16 protein-coding genes and 1 tRNA gene are annotated in these 22796 nt (G+C 43.0%); 5 read left to right on the forward strand and 12 right to left on the reverse strand.

Annotated elements, in window-relative coordinates; genetic code table 11:
* Complete coding sequence (gene carA, locus BGP76_RS19025) at nt 1–1110, forward strand: glutamine-hydrolyzing carbamoyl-phosphate synthase small subunit (protein WP_119845843.1); 1110 nt, start codon at nt 1–3, stop codon at nt 1108–1110.
* Nucleotides 1107–2384 carry a phosphopyruvate hydratase gene (gene eno, locus BGP76_RS19030; RefSeq protein ID WP_073122821.1) on the forward strand — a complete coding sequence of 426 codons (1278 nt, stop codon included), beginning with the start codon at nt 1107–1109 and terminating at the stop codon, nt 2382–2384. The genes carA and eno overlap by 4 nt, the downstream gene beginning before the upstream one ends.
* A 96-nt stretch (nt 2385–2480) precedes the next feature.
* Here the strand turns inward: eno and BGP76_RS19035 are convergent, their stop codons facing one another.
* The 8 genes from BGP76_RS19035 to BGP76_RS19070 all read right to left on the reverse strand — a co-directional run bounded on the left by BGP76_RS19035 (nt 2481) and on the right by BGP76_RS19070 (nt 13165).
* A complete protein-coding gene (locus tag BGP76_RS19035; RefSeq protein WP_119845844.1) occupies nt 2481–3290 on the reverse strand; it encodes a hypothetical protein in 810 nt (269 codons plus the stop codon).
* 12 nt (nt 3291–3302) lie between these two features.
* Nucleotides 3303–4094 carry a DUF6503 family protein gene (locus tag BGP76_RS19040; RefSeq protein WP_119845845.1) on the reverse strand — a complete coding sequence of 264 codons (792 nt, stop codon included), beginning with the start codon at nt 4092–4094 and terminating at the stop codon, nt 3303–3305.
* A gap of 26 nt (nt 4095–4120) precedes the next feature.
* Nucleotides 4121–5161, reverse strand: coding sequence for a hypothetical protein (locus BGP76_RS19045; RefSeq protein WP_073122818.1), 1041 nt, complete (start codon nt 5159–5161; stop codon nt 4121–4123).
* A 52-nt stretch (nt 5162–5213) separates the two neighbouring features.
* On the reverse strand, nt 5214–6590 hold the full coding sequence (locus BGP76_RS19050) for a PAS domain-containing sensor histidine kinase (RefSeq protein WP_119845846.1): 1377 nt from the start codon (nt 6588–6590) through the stop codon (nt 5214–5216).
* Nucleotides 6580–7959 carry a sigma-54 dependent transcriptional regulator gene (locus tag BGP76_RS19055; RefSeq protein ID WP_073122816.1) on the reverse strand — a complete coding sequence of 460 codons (1380 nt, stop codon included), beginning with the start codon at nt 7957–7959 and terminating at the stop codon, nt 6580–6582. The genes BGP76_RS19050 and BGP76_RS19055 overlap by 11 nt, the downstream gene beginning before the upstream one ends.
* Nucleotides 7960–8156: 197 nt before the next feature.
* Nucleotides 8157–8549: a T9SS type A sorting domain-containing protein gene (locus BGP76_RS19060; RefSeq protein WP_073122815.1), complete on the reverse strand. Its 393-nt coding sequence runs from the start codon at nt 8547–8549 to the stop codon at nt 8157–8159.
* A 102-nt stretch (nt 8550–8651) separates the two neighbouring features.
* A complete protein-coding gene (gcvP, locus tag BGP76_RS19065) occupies nt 8652–11537 on the reverse strand; it encodes an aminomethyl-transferring glycine dehydrogenase (protein WP_119845847.1) in 2886 nt (961 codons plus the stop codon).
* Nucleotides 11538–11875: 338 nt separating this feature from the next.
* On the reverse strand, nt 11876–13165 hold the full coding sequence (locus BGP76_RS19070) for a DEAD/DEAH box helicase (protein WP_119845848.1): 1290 nt from the start codon (nt 13163–13165) through the stop codon (nt 11876–11878).
* Nucleotides 13166–13314: 149 nt separating this feature from the next.
* Here BGP76_RS19070 and BGP76_RS19075 point away from each other — a divergent pair, with 149 nt between their 5' ends.
* The 3 genes from BGP76_RS19075 (at nt 13315) to bshC (ending at nt 16825) form a co-directional block, all read left to right on the forward strand.
* On the forward strand, nt 13315–14655 hold the full coding sequence (locus BGP76_RS19075) for a dihydroorotase (RefSeq protein ID WP_119845849.1): 1341 nt from the start codon (nt 13315–13317) through the stop codon (nt 14653–14655).
* A 70-nt stretch (nt 14656–14725) separates the two neighbouring features.
* Nucleotides 14726–14801, forward strand: a tRNA-His gene (locus tag BGP76_RS19080).
* Nucleotides 14802–15265: 464 nt separating this feature from the next.
* Nucleotides 15266–16825 carry a bacillithiol biosynthesis cysteine-adding enzyme BshC gene (gene bshC, locus BGP76_RS19085; protein ID WP_119845850.1) on the forward strand — a complete coding sequence of 520 codons (1560 nt, stop codon included), beginning with the start codon at nt 15266–15268 and terminating at the stop codon, nt 16823–16825.
* A 238-nt stretch (nt 16826–17063) separates the two neighbouring features.
* Here bshC and recQ read toward each other — a convergent pair whose 3' ends face one another.
* The 4 genes from recQ to typA all read right to left on the reverse strand — a co-directional run bounded on the left by recQ (nt 17064) and on the right by typA (nt 22763).
* Nucleotides 17064–19190, reverse strand: coding sequence for a DNA helicase RecQ (gene recQ / locus BGP76_RS19090; protein ID WP_119845851.1), 2127 nt, complete (start codon nt 19188–19190; stop codon nt 17064–17066).
* A gap of 135 nt (nt 19191–19325) precedes the next feature.
* The gene (locus BGP76_RS19095; RefSeq protein ID WP_119845852.1) at nt 19326–20120 is read right to left on the reverse strand and encodes a transporter substrate-binding domain-containing protein; all 795 of its coding nucleotides are present in this window, start codon (nt 20118–20120) and stop codon (nt 19326–19328) included.
* A 15-nt stretch (nt 20121–20135) separates the two neighbouring features.
* Entirely contained in the window at nt 20136–20837 is a 702-nt protein-coding gene (locus BGP76_RS19100) for a hypothetical protein (protein ID WP_147407524.1), read from the reverse strand.
* 147 nt (nt 20838–20984) lie between these two features.
* Nucleotides 20985–22763, reverse strand: a complete 1779-nt coding sequence (typA, locus tag BGP76_RS19105; protein WP_119845854.1) for a translational GTPase TypA — start codon at nt 22761–22763, stop codon at nt 20985–20987.
* Between the last annotated feature and the right edge of the window lie 33 nt (nt 22764–22796).

Consider the following 22796-nt stretch of genomic DNA (forward strand, 5'->3'; position numbering starts at 1 on the left):
ATGAAACTAAAACAAAGAGATAAAGCTTTTTTGCTTCTAGCTGACGGGAGTTACTATGAAGGTACTTCTATTGGTAGTAAAGGAACAAGTGGAGGAGAGATTTGCTTCAACACTGGAATGACTGGTTATCAAGAGGTCTACACGGACCCTTCCTATTTCGGTCAAATAATAGTCAATACCAATACACATATTGGTAATTATGGTGCTGTGGATTTAGAACAAGAATCCGAAAGACCGAAAATCAATGGGTTGGTCGTGAATGAGTACTCGGAGATTCACAGTCGTGTAGATGGAGAGTCTACGCTGGATGAGTATCTGACTAAGTCTGGTGTAGTAGGTATATCAGGACTGGATACACGTAAGATTGTGAAGCATATCCGTAGTACAGGTGCTATGAATGCAATCATTACATCGGAGATAGATGATCTAGATACCCTAAAGGCGGAGTTGCTGAAAGTGCCTAGTATGGATCATTTAGAGTTGTCTACAAAGGTGACCACTAAGGATAGCTATCTAATGAATGAAGGTGGTGAATATAAAGTAGCAGTCTTGGATATCGGTTGTAAGAGGTCTATTCTCTCCAACTTAACTGACCGTGGATGTGAACTCAAAGTATTTCCAGCGGAGACATCATTTAGCGAATTGAAGGCGTATAATCCTGATGGTTATTTTATTTCTAATGGACCTGGGGATCCATCGGCTATGCCTTATGCAGTAGAAACAGTGAAGCAAATCATGTCTGAAAACAAACCGATGTTTGGTATTTGTTTGGGACATCAGGTTATCGCTTTGGCGAATGGCATTGGTACTTTTAAGATGCACCATGGTCACAGAGGATTGAATCATCCCGTGAAAAATATTATAACAGGACGTAGCGAAGTAACTTCTCAAAATCACGGTTTTGCTGTGATAAAGGAAGATGTAGAGGCGTCTGAAACAATAGAATTAACACACATTAATCTCAATGATAATACCGTAGCTGGAATTAGAGTAAAAGGGAAGCCATTCTTTTCGGTGCAACATCACCCAGAAGCATCTCCTGGACCTCACGATTCTAGGTATTTATTTGACGATTTCATTCAACTAATTAAAAAACATAGAGAATCATGAGTTTAATTGAAAGCGTATTTGCAAGACAAATACTGGATTCAAGAGGAAATCCAACCATCGAAGTAGATGTAGTGACAGAAAATGGTGTGTTAGGTAGAGCGGCAGTTCCATCTGGAGCATCTACAGGTGTCAACGAGGCGGTAGAGCTAAGAGACGGTGACAAAAGTACATACCTAGGCAAGGGGGTTTTGAAGGCTGTTGAAAATGTGAACGAAACGATTCAGCCAGAGCTGCTTGGATTGTCTGTGTTTGATCAGAGATACATCGATCAATTGATGATTGATCTGGATGGAACAGATACTAAATCTAAATTAGGGGCTAATGCGATTTTGGGTATTTCTCTGGCTGTAGCTAAGGCTGCTGCTGAGGAACTAGGATTGCCATTGTTTAGATACATCGGGGGTACTAATGCACATACATTGCCAGTGCCGATGATGAACATCATCAACGGTGGCTCTCACTCTGATGCTACGATTGCATTCCAAGAGTTCATGATCAGACCAGTAGGTGCTGAGACATTCTCTCAGGCTATGCAGATGGGTGCTGAGACTTTCCATGCCTTGAAGAAGATTCTTCATGACAAAGGATTGAGTACAGCAGTTGGTGACGAAGGTGGATTTGCTCCAGCTTTCACTGGTGGTACGGAAGAGGCATTAGAAAGCGTATTGAGTGCTATTACAGCAGCTGGATATGAGCCAGGTAAAGACATTACAATTGCCTTGGATTGTGCGTCTTCTGAGTTCTTCGAAGATGGTAAATACAATTACAAGAAATTCGAAGGTGAGGCTGCTTCTGTTAGGGACATGAACGAGCAAGTGGATTACTTGGCTTCTTTGGTTGAGAAGTATCCGATTGACTCAATCGAGGACGGATGTGCTGAAGAGGATTGGGCTGCTTGGGCTGCATTGACTGCTAAGATTGGTGATAAGTGCCAGTTGGTAGGAGATGATTTATTCGTGACTAACGTGAAATTCTTGCAAAGAGGTATTGAAGAGAAATCTGCGAACTCGATTTTGATCAAAGTAAATCAAATCGGAACTTTGTCTGAGACGCTTGATGCAATCGAATTGGCTCACAAAGCTGGATTTACAGCAGTGATCTCACACAGATCAGGGGAGACTGAGGATGCGACGATAGCTGATATTGCTGTAGCAACTAACGCAGGTCAAATCAAAACAGGTTCACTGTCGAGATCTGATAGAATGGCGAAATACAACCAATTGTTGAGAATCGAGGAAGAGCTAGGCGAAGTTGCCAAGTTTCCAAAAGCTTAATAATTGAAATATCCTTGACTTTGAAAACAAGGGATATAAATACAAAGACCTGATAGTAACTACTATCAGGTCTTTCTTTTGCCATCTGGTGTGAACTTACTTTTGGAACTGCTGTTGCATGTTGATGGTTTTTCTAGCATAACCACTAGGGATGCTAAACTGACTTTCTGCGATTCCTGTTTCAGTGATGCTTTGAATGATCGTTTCACTCTTAGAGCTTCCTTCTGCATAGGTTCGGGTTTTGACAGGAAAACCTTCTTTTAGGATAGGGCTATTCTCGTCAAAACTAATCGCAGACATGGACTGACTCGTCGGGAGCATGGTAGCTACCTCTTGAAGGTTCTCGGTAAAGAAGTCAATTAGCTGTTTCATTGCATTGAATTTTTCAGCTTCAATACCGAGTGTTTCGAAGCTTGCTATGTTTAGTTCGAGGACCTTTTCATTTTCATTTGTGCCTTGAAATTGTTTAGTGTTCCAATTACCTACTTTTCCAGTTCCAGTTTCTTTGTAGTTGATGATTGCGCCATTGCTGGGGTTAAGTATCATATCTAGCTTCTTTTGTTGCTCTTCGGGCATTTGAGAGGCGAACTGCTTCATGACCTGAACCATCATTTTTAGCTGCTCTTTTAGTTGCACTAATGTCGGTTTATCGAATTGATAGTATTCTCTCTTTTTGTTATCGATAAAGGTGAAGACTTCCTTGTTTGCATCGAAGATCATACTGCTATTGTCTTGTCCTGAGTTGCTGATCTGTAGTTTAGAGTCAGTTAGGTATATTTTAGACGTAGTGATCTGTTGTGATGATAAATTAGTCGATTTGGATACGATTAAAACACCCTCTGTTGCCAGTGCGAGTTGACTGAGTGAAAGAAGGGCGAGTGTCATTATAGTTTGAAATGCTTTCATTATATCTCGGTTTTAAAATTCGTAGAATGTGTTTTTCGGTAGAGATGTTAGAACCTCTATCTCTTGGGTTGGGGTATTACTTTGACTTTCTGGCAAGAGGATGTTTCCGTGTTTTTTATAGTTTGACCATGTGTTAGTGGTAGTTGGCTCAGTGTATGCTTCGCTTGGGTAATAGTCTGTCTGTGTGATGCGTCCATCCTCTGCATCTATCCATATTTCATACATTGGAGGCGAAGAGGATAGTTGTTTGTCAAAAGTCAATTGTAGCTTTTGACTATCCCGACCATTGGCAGTTGTATCTTCACCTAAGTAATACAATGTAACTCCATTTTCTTTAAGCATATACGGCATGAGCAGATCGTAAGAATCTTTGAACCAAATCTCATGACCTTTGCTCAAATACTTTGCCAATGAATCCGAGGATTCAATTACTTTTCCATTTTTCTTCACTTTTCCGCTTCCATCATTCAGATTAAGCAAATAGATGTCGTTTTGCGCCGGGGTATCTATTCTGACTTTATTGTTTTTTTTATCCCATGAGAGTGTTCTTTGATTAGGGATCTCCCAGCGTATGTAAGCGATCTCGTTCCATGCTTTTCTCCCGCCCATAGCTGTCATGACTTTGTCTGCTAAGAAAATAGCTGTAGGATCTGACTCTTCAATATTAAAACCAATTGCTGGCTCATTGATGTCGGTTATAGCTGTTTGTTCATTGTTCTTTGTTTCTTCAGTTTTAGGTTGGGAGGGAGAACAGGCAAGTAGTATAGCTCCGAACAATAAAAAGAATATTTGGTTTGATTTCATGGTTTTGTTGATTTCGATATAAAGACTTATAAGTTGTAGAGGTCAGGTTTTTTGATGAGCATCCAAAGACTCACTTTGACGATTTCGCCCATGTTTTTGCATTCGATAAATTTTTTTTCATCATAGAATTCTGCTAGGTCATTTTTTAACATCATTACATTCTCTGGTGATGAAATTTGATCTTTGACCATGACACGTAGCAAATCGGCAATTCGGTACCGCTCTACTTTGAGCCGATTGGTGATTAGAGCACGTTCTTCTTTTTGGTACTGCCTTACGGTCTCAGGGGTCATGTATTTGAGCCCCATCTCGATGAGTGGATTGTTTTGTTTGAAATACTGAGGGAGATAGATACTCCTACGTCCCTCGTAGCATTGTTGATCAAAATCTATTGCTCTCAGCCTGTACGATACCTCCTCAAAATCGGGAGTTATATTCACTACGAAGTTGCTGGAGTGCATATCGCCAAGTAATTGGACAAAACACCGCTCATTGAATTTCACAAACTCCTTGGCCAGCCTGATTTCATTGATGCCCTTGTCTTTGAGGTTATTGGTGATAAACTGGTCGCAGGGTATCCCTGCTATATGTTCTTCGATGAGCGTCTGGTTGTACACACCGTAGCTGATGCGATTCGGAGACAATAGATGCTCTAATTCTAAACCATACACGCGCGATGCATCAGCATTCTTGATGTAGAAGTAGTCAAAGTTATCATTGATCTGATTGACTACCCGAACTCTAAAGGGTTTGGTGTTTCCGTATTGGCAGATGTCAACACGATCTATCACTAGGTGGTCGATGACTGCCAGATCTCCATCTGATTTGATGACAGCATATATTTTTTTGAGACTATGGTAGATAGACGCCATGTCTGATTGAGGATAAAAGACAGTCTCCCAAAGGGTATCCTTACCATTCTTGTCGTACAGCGGGATGGAGTTGTCATACCTAAATAAATCCGTGTATTCAATAGGCGTATTGATGGCTCGCTGATATTTCCGTAAATACTTGAGGAGCAAAGGGCCTACTTTGTATGGTATTTTCTTTTTGCTAATGAGCGCCATAGGGTTCGATTATGATAGCTAATATACGATGAACCTAAATGAATCAATCGGTCTATTCATTGAATACCAAAGTAAATGTGGTACCCACATCGATGGTACTGCTGACGGATATGTTGCCGTTGTGTTTGCGCATGATTTGTTTGGATAGACTGAGACCAATACCAGATCCAGACTTTTTTGTAGTGAAAAAGGGGATAAAGATTTTTTTCACGGCCTCTTCGTCTATCCCACTACCATTGTCCTTGATATGAATGTAGACGCGCCGGAACTCATCAAAACCTGCTTCTATCTTTAGCTTCTTGTTTTTATGTTCTTCGGGATTTTCTTCTAGGGCTTGGATGGCATTTTTTAGCAAATTAATAAGGACCTGTTCGATCTGTTCTTGATCCGCGTTGATGCAGATGTCTGTGGGTTGAATTTGGGTTGTTACTTCTATTTGTTGTTCTTGAATGTCATGTTTGAGTAGGGTCAGTATTCCTGTAAACAATTCTTCGAGGCAGATCGTAGATTTCTTTGGGATTGGAATTCGGGTTAAGTTTCTGAAATCACTCACGAATTTAATGAGGCTTTCGCTACGTCGATGAATCGTATGTACAGCCATGTGAAAGTCTTCAATGTCTTCTTTGGATATATTTTTAACGTTAAACTCTTCGTCGATCACATCCGCCAGATTTGATTCGACCGTAGCTGCTAAGGAGGAAATCGGCGTGACCGAGTTCATGATTTCATGGGTCAGCACATTTACAAGGTTTTGCCAAGCATCCATTTCTTTCTCATCCAGTTCACTTTTAATGTTCTGAATCGAGACTAATTTAAATTCCTCTTCTCTACGCACCAGTTGTATGGCGTAGACTGATAGTTGAATCTCTTCTCCTTTTCTGTCAATTTTGATTAAGTCTCTGCCTCCAGTTTGGAGATCTTTTAGACTATTGACGAGTTCTGGATTCAGGTCAGACAGGTCATCTATGCTTTTGATCTGGCTGATGTCTAATAGGGATTTTGCTGCTGCGTTGATGATTTGAATCTGACCTGCTTTGTTGAAGGTGATGATGCCGATCCCTACGTGCTGGACTATTGTACGTAGGTATTGGTATTGTGCCTCTTTTTCGGCTCTGATCTCTCGGAACTTCTGGATGACCATATTGAAGCGTTCATAGAGTTCGTCTTGAGAGGTGCCAGTCCGTTTGGTGGAGTAGGTTTGAGTAAAATCATCATACTTGATGGAGTTGAGAAAATTGGTAAACTCAATATTAGACTTGTCTAGATACTTTGCCAGAGAATACCCTTGGACTACCAGAGCAATGAGTAATAGCAGCTTGGTAAGGGTGTAAGAGTCAGTATAAAATGAGTTGACCAAAAAAATACAGGTCAACAGGACTAGACCAACTCTGACCCCTATAGTGAATCTAAAGTTGTTGTTAAAGTCCATGTTTTTCTAGTCTTCTGTATAAAGAAGCACGCGTTAGACCTAGTTCTTTGGCTGCTCTAGAGATATTACCTTGATTTCTATCGATTGCTTTTTGAATGATGTTGCGTTCTACTTCATCTAGGTTAAATGTTTCTTCTAAGTTGATACCATCACTTTCTGTTTTATAATTGAGAAAAAAGAAATCCTCAGGTACCATGCTGTTTTCGTCACTCATAATCACCGCCCGCTCTATGGCGTGCTGAAGTTCACGGATATTGCCTGGCCAGTGATACTTTTGGAGTTTCTTTAATGCCGCGGACGAGATCTTTTTGCCATTCTTTCTGTATTTCTTGCTGTAGACTTTGATGAAATGCTCAGCAAGTAGCGGGATGTCCTCTATGCGTTCGCGCAGCGCGGGTAACTTGATCTCGACGGTATTGATTCGGTAAAGTAGATCTTGTCTAAAGCTTGAATCCTCTACCATTTCGTACAGGGGCATATTGGTAGCACAAATCAGTCGAATATCGATATTTTGTATTTTGTTTGATCCAATAGGTGTGACCTGTCTGTTTTGTATGGCAGTGAGTAGTTTGGACTGAAGTGGCATGCCTAGGTTGCCAATTTCATCTAAGAACAATGTGCCTTTGTGGGCTATTTCGAATCGACCTTTTCGGTCATCTTTGGCATCTGTAAACGCCCCTTTTTTGTGTCCGAATAATTCACTTTCGAATAATGTCTCCGTGATAGCTCCCATGTCGACCCCCACGAACACGTTGTCTTTGCGCATGGACTTCATATGTACAGCACGTGATATGAGCTCTTTCCCTGTCCCGTTCTCTCCTAGTATGAGTATGTTGGCATCTGTCTCGGCTACTTTATCAATCAACCTAAATACGCTTTTAATGGCTTCACTCTCTCCAATGATTTCTTTAAACGGCTGGTTGATTTCTTCTTCCAGTTGTTTTTTTGCAGTCTTGAGTTGATCTACTTCTTTGTAGGATTTTTTGAGCTTAATGGCGGACGATAATGTCGCTAGCAATTTTTCGTTTTGCCATGGTTTTAGTACAAAGTCGGTAGCACCTTCTTTGAGTGCTTTGACGGCCATCTCGACATCTCCAAAAGCTGTGATGAGAATGACTACAGCTTGTGGGTCACGCTCTAGTATCTGGTCAAGCCAGTAAAAACCTTCTTTTCCACTGGTGATGTCCTTGCTGAAATTCATATCCAACATGATCACATCGTAGGTGTCATTGTTGAGTAGGAAAGGAATCTTTTTTGGGTTCTTTTCTATAATGACCTCTTGCGCATATTTTTTGAGCAGCATCTTGGCTGCAAACAACACATCTTCGTCATCGTCTATGATCAGTATTTTTCCAAGCTCTTTGTCCATTGTAGATTTTATTTATCAAATAGATATTCAGTATTTGTGCCAAAGATGAGAAAGTTTTCCTGAACGGAATAGAGGGAGTTTTGACGCGTTCTTAAACGAGGAACTGCCCTATTTCGTACAAAGAAGTGTCTCAAAATCGGACATAATTTACACAAAGAAAATTTGTGGAAGGGAGGGATCGAAAGAAATGTGGGATATTAAAGGTTGACGCGCTTGATGACGTTCTCTTCTCCTGATTCTACTTTTACTACGTAGATTTTGGTGTTGTTCTTATTGAAGTTGTATTCTATTTCAGAACCAATCATGTATTTTTTTTCTTCGGTCAAAACCAAATTACCGATGATGTCATAGATTTTGATGTTGACATAGTCTGACGGTCGGTTAACGAAGATCAATTTAAACTTCCCATCTTCAAGTGGTTCAAGGTTGTAATCAAGTTTGTCAGGAGATAGGCTCTTGTTGTAATTGATACGCTTTTCTACGCTCCTAGAGTAGTCTAGGGCATTTTCCTTATTGTCAACTAAGTCTTGTGCTATGGGAGCAAAAGAAAGCGTGAAAAGAAATAGGATGAGTAAGTAGTTTTTCTTCATGAATCAAAGGTTGACTTAATAGGAAATAAACAGGCAAATTTCATTCCATATATGTATACGGAATGAAATTTTACTTGTTTTAGTTGCTTATTTTCTCACCGATTACGAGTAGGATTCTGTTGGGATGCAGCTGCAATAGAGGTTTCGGTCTCCGTAGGCATTGTCTACACGACCAACCGATGGCCAAAATTTATTATTTCTTAGATAAGCAATAGGGTAGACTGCTTCGCCTCTTGAATATGCGTGATCCCAATCATCGCTCAAAGAATGATCCGCCGTGTGCGGAGCATTTTTTAGGACGTTGTCTTCCTTGTCTGCTTGACCTATTTCTATCTGACGAATTTCTTCGCGTATGCTTAATAGCGCATCACAGAATCTGTCCAGCTCTTCCTTCGATTCACTTTCTGTAGGTTCTATCATCAATGTCCCTGCTACTGGGAAAGAAACTGTAGGGGCATGAAACCCATAATCCATTAGACGTTTAGCGATATCTTCTACTTCAATGCCGGATTCTTTGAAGGATCTGCAGTCTACGATCATTTCGTGTGCGCATCTACCATTCTTGCCACTATATAGGATGTTGAACTCGGTTTCCAACCTTGCTTTGATGTAGTTGGCGTTTAGAATAGCGAGTTTGGTGGCGTTTTCTAGTCCTTCTGGTCCCATCATCGCGATATAAGCGTAGGAGATGGCGAGTACGCCAGCACTACCGAATGGAGCACTAGAAATTGCTGTGATCGCTTCGTCTTCTGCTACTTGGATGAGTGGGTTGCCTGGTAGAAATGGAGCAAGGTGCTCTGCGACACCTATAGGGCCGATACCTGGGCCACCACCACCATGAGGGATTGCAAATGTCTTGTGAAGGTTTAAGTGACAGACGTCAGCACCAATAATACCTGGGCTGGTCAGTCCTACTTGAGCATTCATGTTAGCGCCATCCATGTAGACTTGTCCTCCGTTTTGGTGGATGATATCGCAAATCTCAGTAACACTCTCTTCGAATACGCCATGCGTAGAAGGATAAGTAATCATGAGTGAGGATAAATTGTCTTTGTGTTCTTCGGCTTTTGTCTTCAAGTCAGCTACATCTATGTTTCCCTGAGCATCACATTGTACGATGACAACTTTGTTGCCAGCCATGACCGCACTAGCAGGGTTGGTACCGTGTGCCGATGATGGGATGATGGTGACGTTTCGGTGTGCTTGACCTATTGACTCTTGGTAGGCGCGGATCACGAGTAGACCCGCATACTCACCTTGAGCTCCAGAGTTAGGTTGCAATGAAACCGTGTGGAAATCTGTAATTTCTGAGAGCCATTTGGTGAGGTCTTCGATGATATGCATGTATCCACGCGTCTGAAATGCTGGTGCAAATGGATGGATCATCGCAAACTCTGGCCAAGTAATCGGAATCATCTCCGAGGTGGCATTGAGTTTCATGGTACATGATCCGAGCGAAATCATGGAGTGTGCTAGTGATAGATCTTTATTTTCCAGATATTTCAGATACCTGAGCATTTCGTGTTCTGAGCGATGCTTATGGAATACTTCATGCGTCAGATAAGCCGACTCACGTTGGAATACTGAGTCAAATGCTATTGTGACAGCATCTGCAGCGGTAGTGACTTGATCAGTGTCTACAATCACTTCACTGTATTTCTGGAATACGGAAATGATATCGAGTAGGTCGCTCAGCGTATGTGTCTCATCAAAGGCGATGAGGATGTGATTCTCGACAAAGTAGTTGAAATTTATTTTTTTTGCTTCTGCCTCAATTTTGATTTTCTCAATTAGGCCTGGATCCACTTCGAGATCTAGCGTGTCAAAGAACGTGTCGTTGTTTTGCTTGAATCCTAGTTTTTGGATGTACTTGTCAGCAAGTTTAGCTAGTCCGTGTACACGCTTGGCAATTCTTTCTAGTCCTTCAGGGCCATGATATACTGCATAAGCACCTGCCATGACACCTAAAAGTACTTGAGCGGTACAGATGTTAGAAGTGGCCTTCTCTCGACGGATGTGTTGTTCGCGGGTTTGGAGGGCCATTCTGTAGGCTTTCTTGCCATGGCGATCGACAGATACACCAATGATACGACCAGGTAGCGAGCGCTTGTTTTCCTCTTTGGTAGCGAAGAACGCAGCATGCGGTCCCCCGAAAGACATAGGGACTCCAAATCGTTGCGTAGTACCTACTACTACATCAGCACCCCATTCGCCCGGAGGAGTGAGTAGTGTTAGACTGAGTAAATCTGCCGCTGCGACTATTTTGACTTGGTTTTCTTTGGCTTTTGCAAAGAGCGTTGTGTAGTCCTGTACGTTTCCTTGTGCATTAGGGTACTGTACCATGACACCAAAGTATGCTGGAGCAGATAGGTCAGCTTTTGTGTAGTCCCCGATCTCTAATTCGATATTCAGAGGAGTCGCACGAGTCTTCAGCACGTCTAGTGTCTGTGGGAGTACGTTTAGATCGACGAAGTATTTTGTAGCAGATTTTTTTTCTTTTTTGCGGAGTGCAAACAACATGGTCATCGCTTCTGCAGCGGCAGTACCTTCGTCGAGCAAGGACGCATTGGCAATTTCCATTCCAGTCAGATCACTGACGGTAGTTTGAAAATTGATCAGAGCTTCTAACCTGCCTTGTGCAATTTCTGCTTGGTAGGGTGTGTAGGCGGTGTACCACCCTGGGTTTTCTAGAATGTTTCGCTGGATTACTGCTGGCGTGACACACCCGTAATAGCCCATCCCTATAAATGATTTGAAGACTTTGTTCTGATTCGCTGTTTCCTTCATCGCGTGGAAATAGCTGAACTCGTCTAGTGCAGTTGGGAGGTTTAGTTTTCCTTTTCTGCGGATGTTTTGTGGAACTGTCTCGTCGATCAGGTGATCCAAAGAGTCTACTCCGATGGTTTGGAGCATAGTGTCTATGTCAGTTTGAGACGGTGCGTTATGTCGGTTTTCGAAGTGGGTTCTCTCGTTTAAATTTGCGATCATTTTGGGTATGGTGCTTTATGAAAATCCAGAAAAATGTAATGGGCGCAAATTTAGGTTGAAAAACCCTAATAAGTAGACGTAGGTTTACCTATTTGTAAAGAATCCAATGAGAAAAAAGTGTTAGAATGGAGCGATTGAGGAGGGGAGTAAATCGATACTTGTGGGATTAGATACCGTTGTACCTAACTCCCCACAAGATCTTTTCAACCAGCTATGGAAAGAAAGACTATTAATCCATCTTTCTGTCACAATTATAAGGGCTTTAGCCTTATCAATGCTTGTGATTTGGATGAAGGTATGGGTATTTTCGATGAACGGAATGTATTTATAGACGAACACTATTTTCGCTTTGGGCGCTTTTTATCGAATCTTGTGTTTTTTTTCTTTTTGTCATGGAAAGCCCCCTTGTAATCAGGGTCTTCTTTCTTTTTGAGGAAGTCTAGTTCTCGCAGCATCTCTTGGTTTTCTACAAATGGAGTCTTCTCTACTTCGACCTCTTCAGGGATGTCGCTTACTGCTATGGTACGATTGATGAGTTTTTCAATTTTTTTGATGTGGTACTGTTCGGCTTGGTTGCTGAATGTGATGGCGATCCCCTTGTTGGTCGCACGGCCTGTACGACCTATCCGATGGACATAGTCTTCGTAGATCAGCGGGACATCAAAATTGATGACATGGGACACGAGTGACACGTCGAGCCCCCGAGCAGCTACATCAGTAGCAACGAGGATTCTAGTTTCTCCTTCTTTGAACGAATCTATCGAGTTCATTCGGGTGTTTTGCGCCTTATTACCATGGATGACTTTGACGGATTTAGTGATTTTCCGATCAATGAACTTAAAGATGTTGTCGGCGTTTGCTTTGGTTTTGACAAAAATGATCACCCTACTAAATGCCTCATTCTCCAGTAGATGGTCGAGCATGTTGATCTTGGTTTTGAAGTTTGGGACATGGTAGAGCACTTGGTCTATGGTGTCCACAGTGGACGCTTGTGGCGTGACTTCTATTTTCTCTGGGAATTCTAAGAATTCTTCGGAGAGTATCATGACGCTTTCGGGCATGGTCGCGGAGAAGAGTAGGTTCTGTCGCTTGACAGGGATGATTTCTAAAATCTGGCGTATCTGCGGCATGAATCCCATGTCCATCATTTTGTCTGCCTCGTCGATGATGAGTGTTTTGATTTCTCGTGTACCGAAGATTTGTTTTTTGTACATGTCCATGAATCGCCCTGGAGTAGCTACAACTAGATCCATACCATTTTCGAATGCCTCTATCTGCACTTTCATTCCTGATCCACCATAGATAGCTGTATGCCGAATGTCTAGGTAGGTGGCGTATCGTTTGACATTTTCTTCGATTTGTATCGCGAGTTCTCGGGTAGGTGCTAGGATAAGCGCACGCGGATTAGTCCCCTGTGCATATTTTAGTTTCATCAGGAGAGGTAGGACAAATGCGGCTGTCTTTCCAGTCCCTGTTTGGGCTATCCCCATCAGGTCATGGCCTGCTTGGATGAGTGGGATCGCTTGCTGCTGAATAGGCGTAGGGGCGATATATCCAGCTTCTTGGATTGCATTTTGGATCTGCTTGTTGAGTTTTAGTTCCGAAAAACTTTCAATGTTATTGGACATGGATAATATTTTAGAGGCCTGATCCCGTTACTTTTGTGGTGCAATTTACGGATGAAATTGTTAATCGCTGAGCGTTAAAATTGAATAGGATGCAGATTCTTTCATATTTTCGGTCAGACTTAGCTATTTCGAACATGAAAAGATAAACTATGTCAAAGTACACCCTAATTAAGAATGCAAAGTTGGTCAACGAAGGCACGATGTTGGCGCACGATGTTTTGATCAAAGATCAGATGATAGAAAAGATAGGCTATGACCTTAGTCAAGATACTGCTACTGTCATCGATGCAGAAGGCAAGTTTTTGCTACCTGGTGTGATTGATGATCAGGTGCATTTTAGGGAGCCAGGTTTGACACACAAGGCGGAGATTTATACCGAGAGTCGAGCAGCGGTAGCTGGTGGGATTACTTCATTTATGGAGATGCCCAATACCGTACCGAATACGCTGACGCAGGAGCTGCTTCAGGACAAATATGACATAGGTGCAGAGAAGTCACTGGCGAATTATTCATTCTTTATGGGAGCGTCTAATGATAACCTAGAGGAAGTGTTGAAGACGAACCGAAGAGATGTCTGCGGGATTAAGGTTTTTATGGGGTCGTCGACGGGTAATATGCTAGTGGATGACGAGGAGACACTTAATAATCTTTTTTCTAGAGCGGAGATGCTCGTCGCAGCACACTGTGAGGACGAAGGGACGATTCGCAAAAACATGGAAATCTATAAGGAGCGTTACGGAGATGATATACCATTTACTGCGCATCCGTTGATTCGTAGTGAGGATGCTTGTTATATTTCTTCATCGAAGGCGGTGGCACTGGCTAAGAAGAACGGAACTAAATTTCATGTCTTGCATATCTCTACGGGTAAGGAGACCGAGCTGTTTGATAACAGTGTCCCGCTCAAAGATAAATTAGTGACTTCAGAGGCGTGTATCCACCACATGTGGTTTAGTGATGAGGACTATGTGACTAAGGGTGGGAATATCAAATGGAATCCTGCGGTGAAAACGGCTTATGATCGCGATATGGTTTTTCAAGCGATGCTGGATGATAAGATCGACGTGATCGCGACTGATCATGCACCACACACGATGGAGGAGAAGAACAACGGCTACCTCAACTGCCCATCGGGAGGGCCTCTAGTGCAGCACGCACTGCCTGCGATGATGGAACATTACCTGAATGGAAAGATATCCATCGAGCGGATCGTCGAAAAGATGAGCCATAATCCTGCGATACTATTCGAGATCGAAAAGCGTGGGTATATCAGAGAGGGATACTATGCAGACTTGGTACTTGTCGACACCACAGATCACTGGGTCGTCAACAAGGGTAATGTGTTGTCCAAATGTGGCTGGAGTCCATTCGAAGGGCAAAAGTTAAGATCTAAAATCACGCATACTTTCGTCTCTGGGCATCTCGCCTATCAGGAGGGCGCATTCGATGAATCGCAGTTAGGAAAAAGACTTTTGTTTGATAGAAAATAAATCAGAATTTTGTTTTGGAAAAGTGGCTATCTCTTTTCTATTTTTGCACTCCCGAAAACGGGAAACATACGGTGGATGTAGCTCAGTTGGTTAGAGTATTGGTTTGTGGTACCAAGGGTCGCCGGTTCGAGCCCGGTCTTCCACCCACGAAAGCAGTAACGTTGAAAAATGTTACTGCTTTTTTTATGTCCGAGGTATTAGGTCTGCCTCTCCTTTTGTTGGATCAATCCGTATTTCTGGGGGAGAGGTAGTAGATCACTTTGTTATTCAAGATTCATTGTTCGAAATTCGTTATTGTTTATTTTATAAGATAATCACCTAATATGAGTCTTTGAGGTAATATTTAAAGGATTGGAATAATGAATGCCGAATGCTCAATATCGAATATTGATTTTTATTCTCAGAAATACCGACTGATTCGTGTCTGTAAGGCTAGGCTGTAGGAGGGGCTGGAGATTCCATGATAGCTCTTCTGTCACTTCAGCGATGGCGGGTGGTTTTATGATCTGATGCAGTTTTGGAGAGTATTGTCAGTTTCTTTGTTCAATTTTAAGCATCCAATTTTGGATCATCTCGTACAAGCTAACATCATATAATACAATCAAGATACATGCAAGTCAACAAGGTAGCTCTCAAGGACACTCAGTCGTTTTCTCAGTTTTTTATAGATTATTTGTCGAACAAGCAGGAGCTGGCTCCATTTTATGGTTTGCGTCCAGAGATTGATGCTTTTGGTGAGCAGATTGATAGAAAGTCGTTTTCGAACCTAAACCGAAAAGTGCTCTGCGAAGTGCTCGAAGATCAGTATGAAGGGTACGAAGTGGCGCCTACCCTGGCGGGTAACTTGACCGATCTGGCACTGCCCAATACCTACACCGTCACCACAGGTCATCAGCTCAATATCTTTACGGGACCACTATATTTTATCTACAAGATTGCTACGGTAGTCAATGCCTGTCGTGAGTTGAAGGTCAAATATCCAGATAGTAATTTTGTACCTGTCTATTGGATGGCCTCTGAGGATCATGATTTTGATGAAATTTCTTATTTCCACCTATTCGGTAAAAAGTACCAATGGGAGTGTCCGGGGCAAGGAGGAGTGGGGCGTCTGTCTACTGAAAGTTTGACAGGACTACTGGAGGAGCTACCGGAGAAGGTGGCGTTGTTTGAGCAGGCCTATCGGGATCATGGCAACCTCGCAGATGCCGTTCGTTGTTATGTTAACGACTTGTTCGGTGAAGAGGGATTGGTTGTCTTAGATGCCGATGATGACAGGCTCAAAAAACTCTTTTCGCCCATGATCAAGGATGATTTGCTCCACCATTCGGCAAATACACTCGTAGAGCAGACTAACGATGAGTTGGCCCAGTTGGGATACAAAACGCAGATATTCCCACGAGAAATCAACTTCTTTTATCTCGATGATGGGGTACGAGAGCGTGTTGTCAAAGAGGATGGTCAGTATCTCGTTAACAATACTGAGCTGTCATTTTCGGAGACAGAAATACTCGCTCTTCTAGATTCCAATCCCGAAAAATTCAGTCCCAACGTAGTGATGCGTCCTCTGTATCAAGAGGTGATCTTGCCTAACCTAGCTTATGTGGGTGGTCCTGCGGAGGTGATCTATTGGCTTCAGCTGGGTAAGGTTTTCGAAAAACATGAGGTCACCTTCCCTATTTTACTCCCAAGGAATTTTGCCCTCTATATCAATGGGGCATCACAGAAGAAATTAGCGAAGTTTGGTTGGTCGGACGAGCAGTTGTTTCAGTCGATAGATGAGTTGCAGGCGCAGTATGTAACAACGTATGGTAGTGACGAAGTGACGCTTAATGGAGAGTACAAAGACCTAGAGGCGGTGTTTGAGCAGTTGATCGAGAAGGCGGAGGTTATCGATGGTTCGCTCAAAGGTTTCATCTCTGCTGAACATACGAAGGCAGTGAAGAGTATCGATAACATTGGTAAACGCCTCAAAAAATCTGAAGAGCGCAAACACGAGACCGAACTCAATCAGATAGCTTCCGTCAAGGAAAAGCTCTTCCCAAGAGGAGGTCTACAAGAGCGCCATGACAACTTCCTCAACTTCTATATCAACAACCCCAATTTCGTCAAAGAACTGCTTGTGGCATTAGATCCCTTTGACCTGCAGATGCATGTGCTGAAGGAAGGATAGAACTATGGTTCGTGAGCCAAGACTCAATACTCAAGATTAGAGACCCTTTGTGTTATTCGTGTATGAGTTTTGAGTAGTGCTTACTGTGGGGGCTTCCCTGATAGCTCCTTGGTCGCTTCAGAGAATGGCGGGGATCCGTTGGTTTGATGTTTCGGCTGTCCTGTCAGGTTTGTTTCTGTATGTGACTGACGGGGCTGGGGCATCTGATCTTGTCTAGGTTCTAGTATCTAAAAGCTAGTTAAAGTCTTTTCTTATGAACCGCCATTGCTAGTCTCAGTTTGTAGTAGGGGATTTCTTCTTTGAAGTGGTCGAAGAGAGGTTTGAGTTTTTCGGTTTCTCCAGTTTCTTCTATGCCCTTTATGATCTTGGATTCTTCTTCCTCACTGATGTAATTTCGGATGTTGATGTCACGTCTCTGTTCGTAGAGTGTGGCGAGGTGCGAATAGATGGTGATGATGTTGAGTTTTCGTTTCTCAGCGATCTCTTCGGGATTGAGACCTTCTTTGAGGTACTCGAAGGTGATCAAGTGTGTTGCGCCTTTAATTTTCTCTCCCTGTTCGGCTTTTTCCTTCACGAAGGCAATAATCTCACGGACGAATCTATCTCCGTATTGGGTTACTTTCTGCTGGCCGACTCCTGATATTTCTAGCATCTCGTCTTCGTTGCTTGGTCGCTTGGCAGCCATATCTTCGAGTGTCGCATCATTGAATACCACGTAGGCTGGGACTTGCTGCTCTTCAGCGATCTTTTTGCGCAGTGTTCTGAGTCGATCAAATAGCTCGTTGGAGTGCTGAACCGATTTTCGGGGTTTGGCAGGTGTGAGCCTTTGGTTTCGTTCGTTGACACTTTCTGGTTTGGTGATTTGTACTGGAACCTCTCCACGTAGCGCCTTCTTGCCGTGTTCGGTGATGCGAAGGATGTTGTGGTTGTCAAAGGCGATCTCGAAGAGTCCGAGGTTGAGGAACTGCCCGATGAAATGCTGCCAATCGAAATAGCTATGCTCTTTGCCTGCTCCATAGGTTTTGATGTTTTGGTATCCGAGCTGGTAGATTTCTTGGCGACCTGATCCACGGAGGATGTCTATGAGTAGTCGGCTACCGACTTTTTCTTGGGTGCGTGCACTGGCAGAGAGAGCTTTCTGAGCGAGGATAGTACCGTCCATGAATTCGGGAGGGTTGCGACATACATCGCAGTTGCCACAGTCTGTTTCGAGCTGTTCTCCAAAGTAACTCAGTAGTACCCGCCTGCGGCAGGTAGTCGCCTCAGCGAACTGCTGCATACGCTGGAGCTTGGCCTCAAGTAGCGCCTTCTGAGGACTGTCCTCCATGAATTGCTTGAGCTGTACCACGTCAGCATAACTAAAGAATAACAATGTTTTGGAATCTAGCCCGTCTCGTCCCGCACGACCGATCTCTTGATAGTAGCTTTCTAGGTTTTTGGGTAGGTTGTAGTGGATCACCCAGCGGACGTTGGATTTATCTATCCCCATTCCGAATGCAATCGTAGCACAGACTACTTTGAGGTCGTCTCGGATGAATCGCTCTTGTGTTTTGTTGCGTACGTCGGCGGGCATGCCCGCATGGTAGAAGTCTGCATCTATGCCTTTGGCTTGCAGTTTCTCGGCTACTTTCTCACAGCTCTTTCTACTGAGACAGTAAATGATGCCTGATTCGTCAGGCGCACGATTGATCATCCCGATGATGGATTCTAATCTACCCTGTGCAGCTCGAACCGTGAGGTCTAGGTTTGGTCTATCAAAGGATGCTAAAAATGTCTTGGCATGTGGGATGCCCAATTGAGAGGCAATGTCTGTACGGGTAGCTTTGTCGGCAGTTGCGGTCAGTGCCATGATGGGTACGGTAGGGAACTGCTTTTTGAGGAAGTCGAGTTTGGTGTACTCGGGACGGAAATCATGTCCCCATTGAGAGATACAGTGCGCTTCGTCCACCGCGATGAGATTGAGGGTGACAGATTTGAGGACATTGAAAAAGTCTCTGGTTAGTAGTTTCTCTGGTGAGACGTACAGGATTTTGATCTCTCCTGAGAGGAATTGCTCTTCTATTATATTTTGTTCTTTTCCAGTCAAGCTGCTGTTGAGATAGGCAGAAGCTACACCATTTTGTTTGAGTGCTTCGACCTGGTCGCGCATCAGTGAGATTAAGGGGGATATGACTAAACAAACACCTTCTTGGGCAAGTGCGGGCAGTTGGAAACACATAGATTTCCCACCTCCTGTGGGCATAATCACTAGTGAGTCATTGCCATCTATCGCATAGGAAATAACATCTCGTTGCAAAGGTCTAAATTCCTTGTAACCATAGGTTTCTTTGAGGATAGATTGTGCTTTGTCTAATACAGAGGGCATAGTTGGGATTTTGAAATGATGCGGATCAAAGGTAAGAAACTCGGCTGGAGTGTGGGGAGGAAAAGAGCTGAAATAAAAAGGGGCTGTTTCGAGATGACATTTCGAAACAGCCCCTTGGCTAAAGTCTTGAGTTGGTTATTTCAGTTGAGCCAACCAGTATGGGTTTTCAAACCATTTTTGCTCCATCATTTCTAGTACGCCAGCAGCTTCTAATGACTCGATGTAGTTGTCTACGAGGTTGACAAATAGCGCATCGTCGTTAGGCAAAGCGATACCGATTGGCTCGATTGTCATCGGTCTGTCCAGGATGACCAGTTCATCATTCGGGAACTTCAGCATCGCGTACGCACACGTCGGGTAGTCCGCAATCATGATTTCCGACTCGTTGTTTCTGATTTTGTCAATTGCGATATCGTAGTTGTCTACCAACTCTAGATCTACGTCTGTTAAGTGTTTCTCAGCGAACTTCTGACTTGTCGATCCCTTGAGGGTTACGACTTTTCTGTTGGTGTTGATGTCCTGAGGATTGGTCACGTTAGCCAATACTTTTGATTTAGTCAATATGGATTTTCCTGAGATCAGATAAGGACCAACGAATGCAGTTTTAAGGTTTCTAGCTGGTGTAATGGTCATGCCTGAGATGACTAGATCTACTTGACCATTGGCCAAACCTGGGAGTAGCTCAGCAAAGGGTAGTTCTACGAGAATTAATTTTAACTCCATAGAAGTTGCCAATAGATTAGCCAAGTCTACATCGAAACCGATCAGTTCATTATTTTTAGCTTTCATAGAGAACGGAGGCTGAGTACCTGTGAGTCCGACGCGGAGTTCACCACTTTCTACGATTTTAGATAATCTGTCTTGTGCGAAAAGTGTATTGGCGGTCAGTAGGATCACCGCTACGAGCAAATATGTTTTTATTGTCTTCATTGGGATTGTGATTGATTATTTTAAGATTTTGTTATTTTCTAAGTCTTTGAGCAGAATTTTGGCGTATCTCGCCGCGAGTGTTCTCATGTTGGAAGACTCTATAAGCTGAGACTGTCCAGTCCAAATGATGGAATTGTCTGGATTGGTGTTTTCTCCTAAATCATATACCTGACATTCGATGAGGTATTGGGTCTGTTCTGTGTAGTAGCCAGGGTCTTGCCAGCCATAACCATAGCCGCCATAGTAAACATTGTAGCCATAGCGATAGTTGTAATAGTTGTACATATCGTATCCATACGGACCGTACCCACCGTAAGCGCCACCAGCATAAGGGCCATTGTAGTTGGAGTGGTATTGTGTCTCTGTTTTTTGATCCACTGCACTTGCCATGATGACCAGATCGAAATTTTCCTTCTTAATAATTCGCTGCATGTGTTCATTAGAGGTGATTTCGAAACTAGGAGGTATGAGTGTCATACCGTGAGCAGCGGGGTAGCCAAGATCAAGCAGTGCGTCGACTACAGCTTCTTCGAATGCCAATCTAGTGTCCAGTCGTTGAAACATCCCAAAGACGATAACTTTCTTGAAATCGTGGGGTTGGTAGGTAGGGTTGGTCCATGAGACGAGTGCAGGAGCACAACCATGGAGCAAAATTCCCATCAAGGTGAGCATGAGTAGCTTGTGGGATCGTTGGGTTAGTTTTTTCAATAGCGTCATGTATAGACTTTTACAATTGTAGGGAAATTCGAATAATTGTGAAACTAGTCACAAGTTGTGAAAAAGAACGGTGTGTTAGAAACAAAAAAAGACAACTCATTGCTGAGTTGCCCTTTTCGTTTTTGACCTTATCTTTTATTTCAGTGCTTACGCCTTGAAATTAATTTTTCTCATTCGGAGAGATAGTGGTGTTACTTCCACATATTCGTCTTTGTTGATGTATTCTAGTGCTTCTTCTAGAGAGAATTTCTTAGCAGGAGCGATTTTCATACCCGCATCTGTTCCAGATTTTCTCATGTTAGTCAACTGCTTACCTTTTTGGACGTTGACTGCTAGGTCATTTGAGCGAGAGTGTTCTCCGATCACCTGGCCGATGTATAGTTCATCACCTGGATCGACGAAGAATATACCTCTGTCCTGCAGTTTGTCAATAGAATACGCAGTACCAGATCCAGTCTCCATAGATACCAAAGATCCGTTGAGACGCTCAGGAATTTCGCCTTTGAAAGGCTCGTATCCACTGAATCTGTGTGTCATCACTGCTTCACCAGCTGTGGCAGTCAAAATTTGGTTTCTCAACCCGATCAACCCACGTGCAGGGATATTGAATTCCAAGTGTTGTACATCACCTTTAGGCTGCATGATGGTCATTTCGCCTTTTCTCTTGGTGACTAGTTCGATGGCTTTTCCAGAGACTTCTTCTGGTACATCAATCACCAAGTGCTCGATTGGCTCGTGTTTCTGACCGTCGACATCTTTGTAGATTACTTGTGGCTGACCTACTTGTAGCTCATATCCTTCTCTTCTCATGGTCTCGATTAATACAGACAAGTGAAGTACACCACGGCCATAAACCAAGAATTTATCTTCACTATCAGTAGACTGAACCTTGAGTGCAAGGTTTTTTTCGGTCTCTTTCATCAAACGATCTCTCAAGTGACGAGAAGTGACGAATTTACCTTCTTTACCGAAGAAAGGAGAGTTGTTTATGGTAAAGAGCATGTTCATTGTAGGTTCATCTACACCTACTCTTTCCATTGGTTCTGGATTATCAAAATCTGTAATTGTATCACCAATGTCGAAGCTTTCGATGCCTGTCACTGCACAGATGTCACCGCATTCTACTTGCTCTACACTTCTTTTGCCGAGACCTTCGAATATGTGTAGTTCTTTAATTCTTACTCTTTGGACTGTTCCATCAGATTTGGTCAATCCTAGGCTTTGGCCTACTTTGATGCTGCCTTGGTGGATTCTGCCAATGGCGATTCTCCCTGTAAATGAAGAGAAGTCCAGAGAAGTGATTTTCATTCTTAAGACACCTTCTTTTTTCTCTGGAGCAGGAATGGTTTCTAGGATCGTGTCAAGGAGAGGTTCCAAGTTGTCGGTTTCATCTTTCCAGTCATGACTCATCCATCCGTTTTTAGACGAACCGTATAGCGTAGGGAAGTCTAGTTGGTCTTCAGTTGCTTCGAGGTTGAACATAAGGTCGAAAACTTCCTCATGTACTTCGTCAGGACGACAGTTTTCTTTGTCGACTTTGTTAACTACCACGATTGGTTTCAAGCCTATACCTAAGGCTTTGCTCAATACAAATCGAGTTTGAGGCATAGCGCCTTCAAACGCATCTACCAATAGGATTACACCATCAGCCATACTCAATACACGCTCTACTTCACCTCCGAAATCGGCGTGACCAGGTGTATCAATAATGTTGATTTTCGTTCCTTTGTAGTTTACAGATACGTTCTTGGAGAGGATGGTGATACCACGCTCTTTTTCAAGATCATTGGAGTCCAGGATCAAGTCATTGTTGTCCTGTGATCTTTTAGCATCGTTTGCTTGCGCAGCATAGATGATCTTATCAACCAATGTAGTTTTGCCATGGTCAACGTGTGCAATAATTGCTACATTCCTTATCTCAGTCATTCTTTCTTTTCTTAGAAATTCGGCGCAAAGTTA

Source organism: Reichenbachiella sp. MSK19-1 (assembly GCF_003590315.1).
In the GTDB taxonomy this organism is placed as follows: domain Bacteria; phylum Bacteroidota; class Bacteroidia; order Cytophagales; family Cyclobacteriaceae; genus Reichenbachiella; species Reichenbachiella agariperforans.

Bases quoted from the DNA above. Each gene is read 5' to 3' on its own strand.
- carA (WP_119845843.1), top strand. From the start codon at position 1: ATGAAACTAAAACAAAGAGATAAAGCTTTTTTGCTTCTAGCTGACGGG.
- eno (WP_073122821.1), top strand. From the start codon at position 1,107: ATGAGTTTAATTGAAAGCGTATTTGCAAGACAAATACTGGATTCAAGA.
- BGP76_RS19035 (WP_119845844.1), bottom strand. From the start codon at position 3,290: ATGAAAGCATTTCAAACTATAATGACACTCGCCCTTCTTTCACTCAGT.
- BGP76_RS19040 (WP_119845845.1), bottom strand. From the start codon at position 4,094: ATGAAATCAAACCAAATATTCTTTTTATTGTTCGGAGCTATACTACTT.
- BGP76_RS19045 (WP_073122818.1), bottom strand. From the start codon at position 5,161: ATGGCGCTCATTAGCAAAAAGAAAATACCATACAAAGTAGGCCCTTTG.
- BGP76_RS19050 (WP_119845846.1), bottom strand. From the start codon at position 6,590: ATGGACTTTAACAACAACTTTAGATTCACTATAGGGGTCAGAGTTGGT.
- BGP76_RS19055 (WP_073122816.1), bottom strand. From the start codon at position 7,959: ATGGACAAAGAGCTTGGAAAAATACTGATCATAGACGATGACGAAGAT.
- BGP76_RS19060 (WP_073122815.1), bottom strand. From the start codon at position 8,549: ATGAAGAAAAACTACTTACTCATCCTATTTCTTTTCACGCTTTCTTTT.
- gcvP (WP_119845847.1), bottom strand. From the start codon at position 11,537: ATGATCGCAAATTTAAACGAGAGAACCCACTTCGAAAACCGACATAAC.
- BGP76_RS19070 (WP_119845848.1), bottom strand. From the start codon at position 13,165: ATGTCCAATAACATTGAAAGTTTTTCGGAACTAAAACTCAACAAGCAG.
- BGP76_RS19075 (WP_119845849.1), top strand. From the start codon at position 13,315: ATGTCAAAGTACACCCTAATTAAGAATGCAAAGTTGGTCAACGAAGGC.
- bshC (WP_119845850.1), top strand. From the start codon at position 15,266: ATGCAAGTCAACAAGGTAGCTCTCAAGGACACTCAGTCGTTTTCTCAG.
- recQ (WP_119845851.1), bottom strand. From the start codon at position 19,190: ATGCCCTCTGTATTAGACAAAGCACAATCTATCCTCAAAGAAACCTAT.
- BGP76_RS19095 (WP_119845852.1), bottom strand. From the start codon at position 20,120: ATGAAGACAATAAAAACATATTTGCTCGTAGCGGTGATCCTACTGACC.
- BGP76_RS19100 (WP_147407524.1), bottom strand. From the start codon at position 20,837: ATGACGCTATTGAAAAAACTAACCCAACGATCCCACAAGCTACTCATG.
- typA (WP_119845854.1), bottom strand. From the start codon at position 22,763: ATGACTGAGATAAGGAATGTAGCAATTATTGCACACGTTGACCATGGC.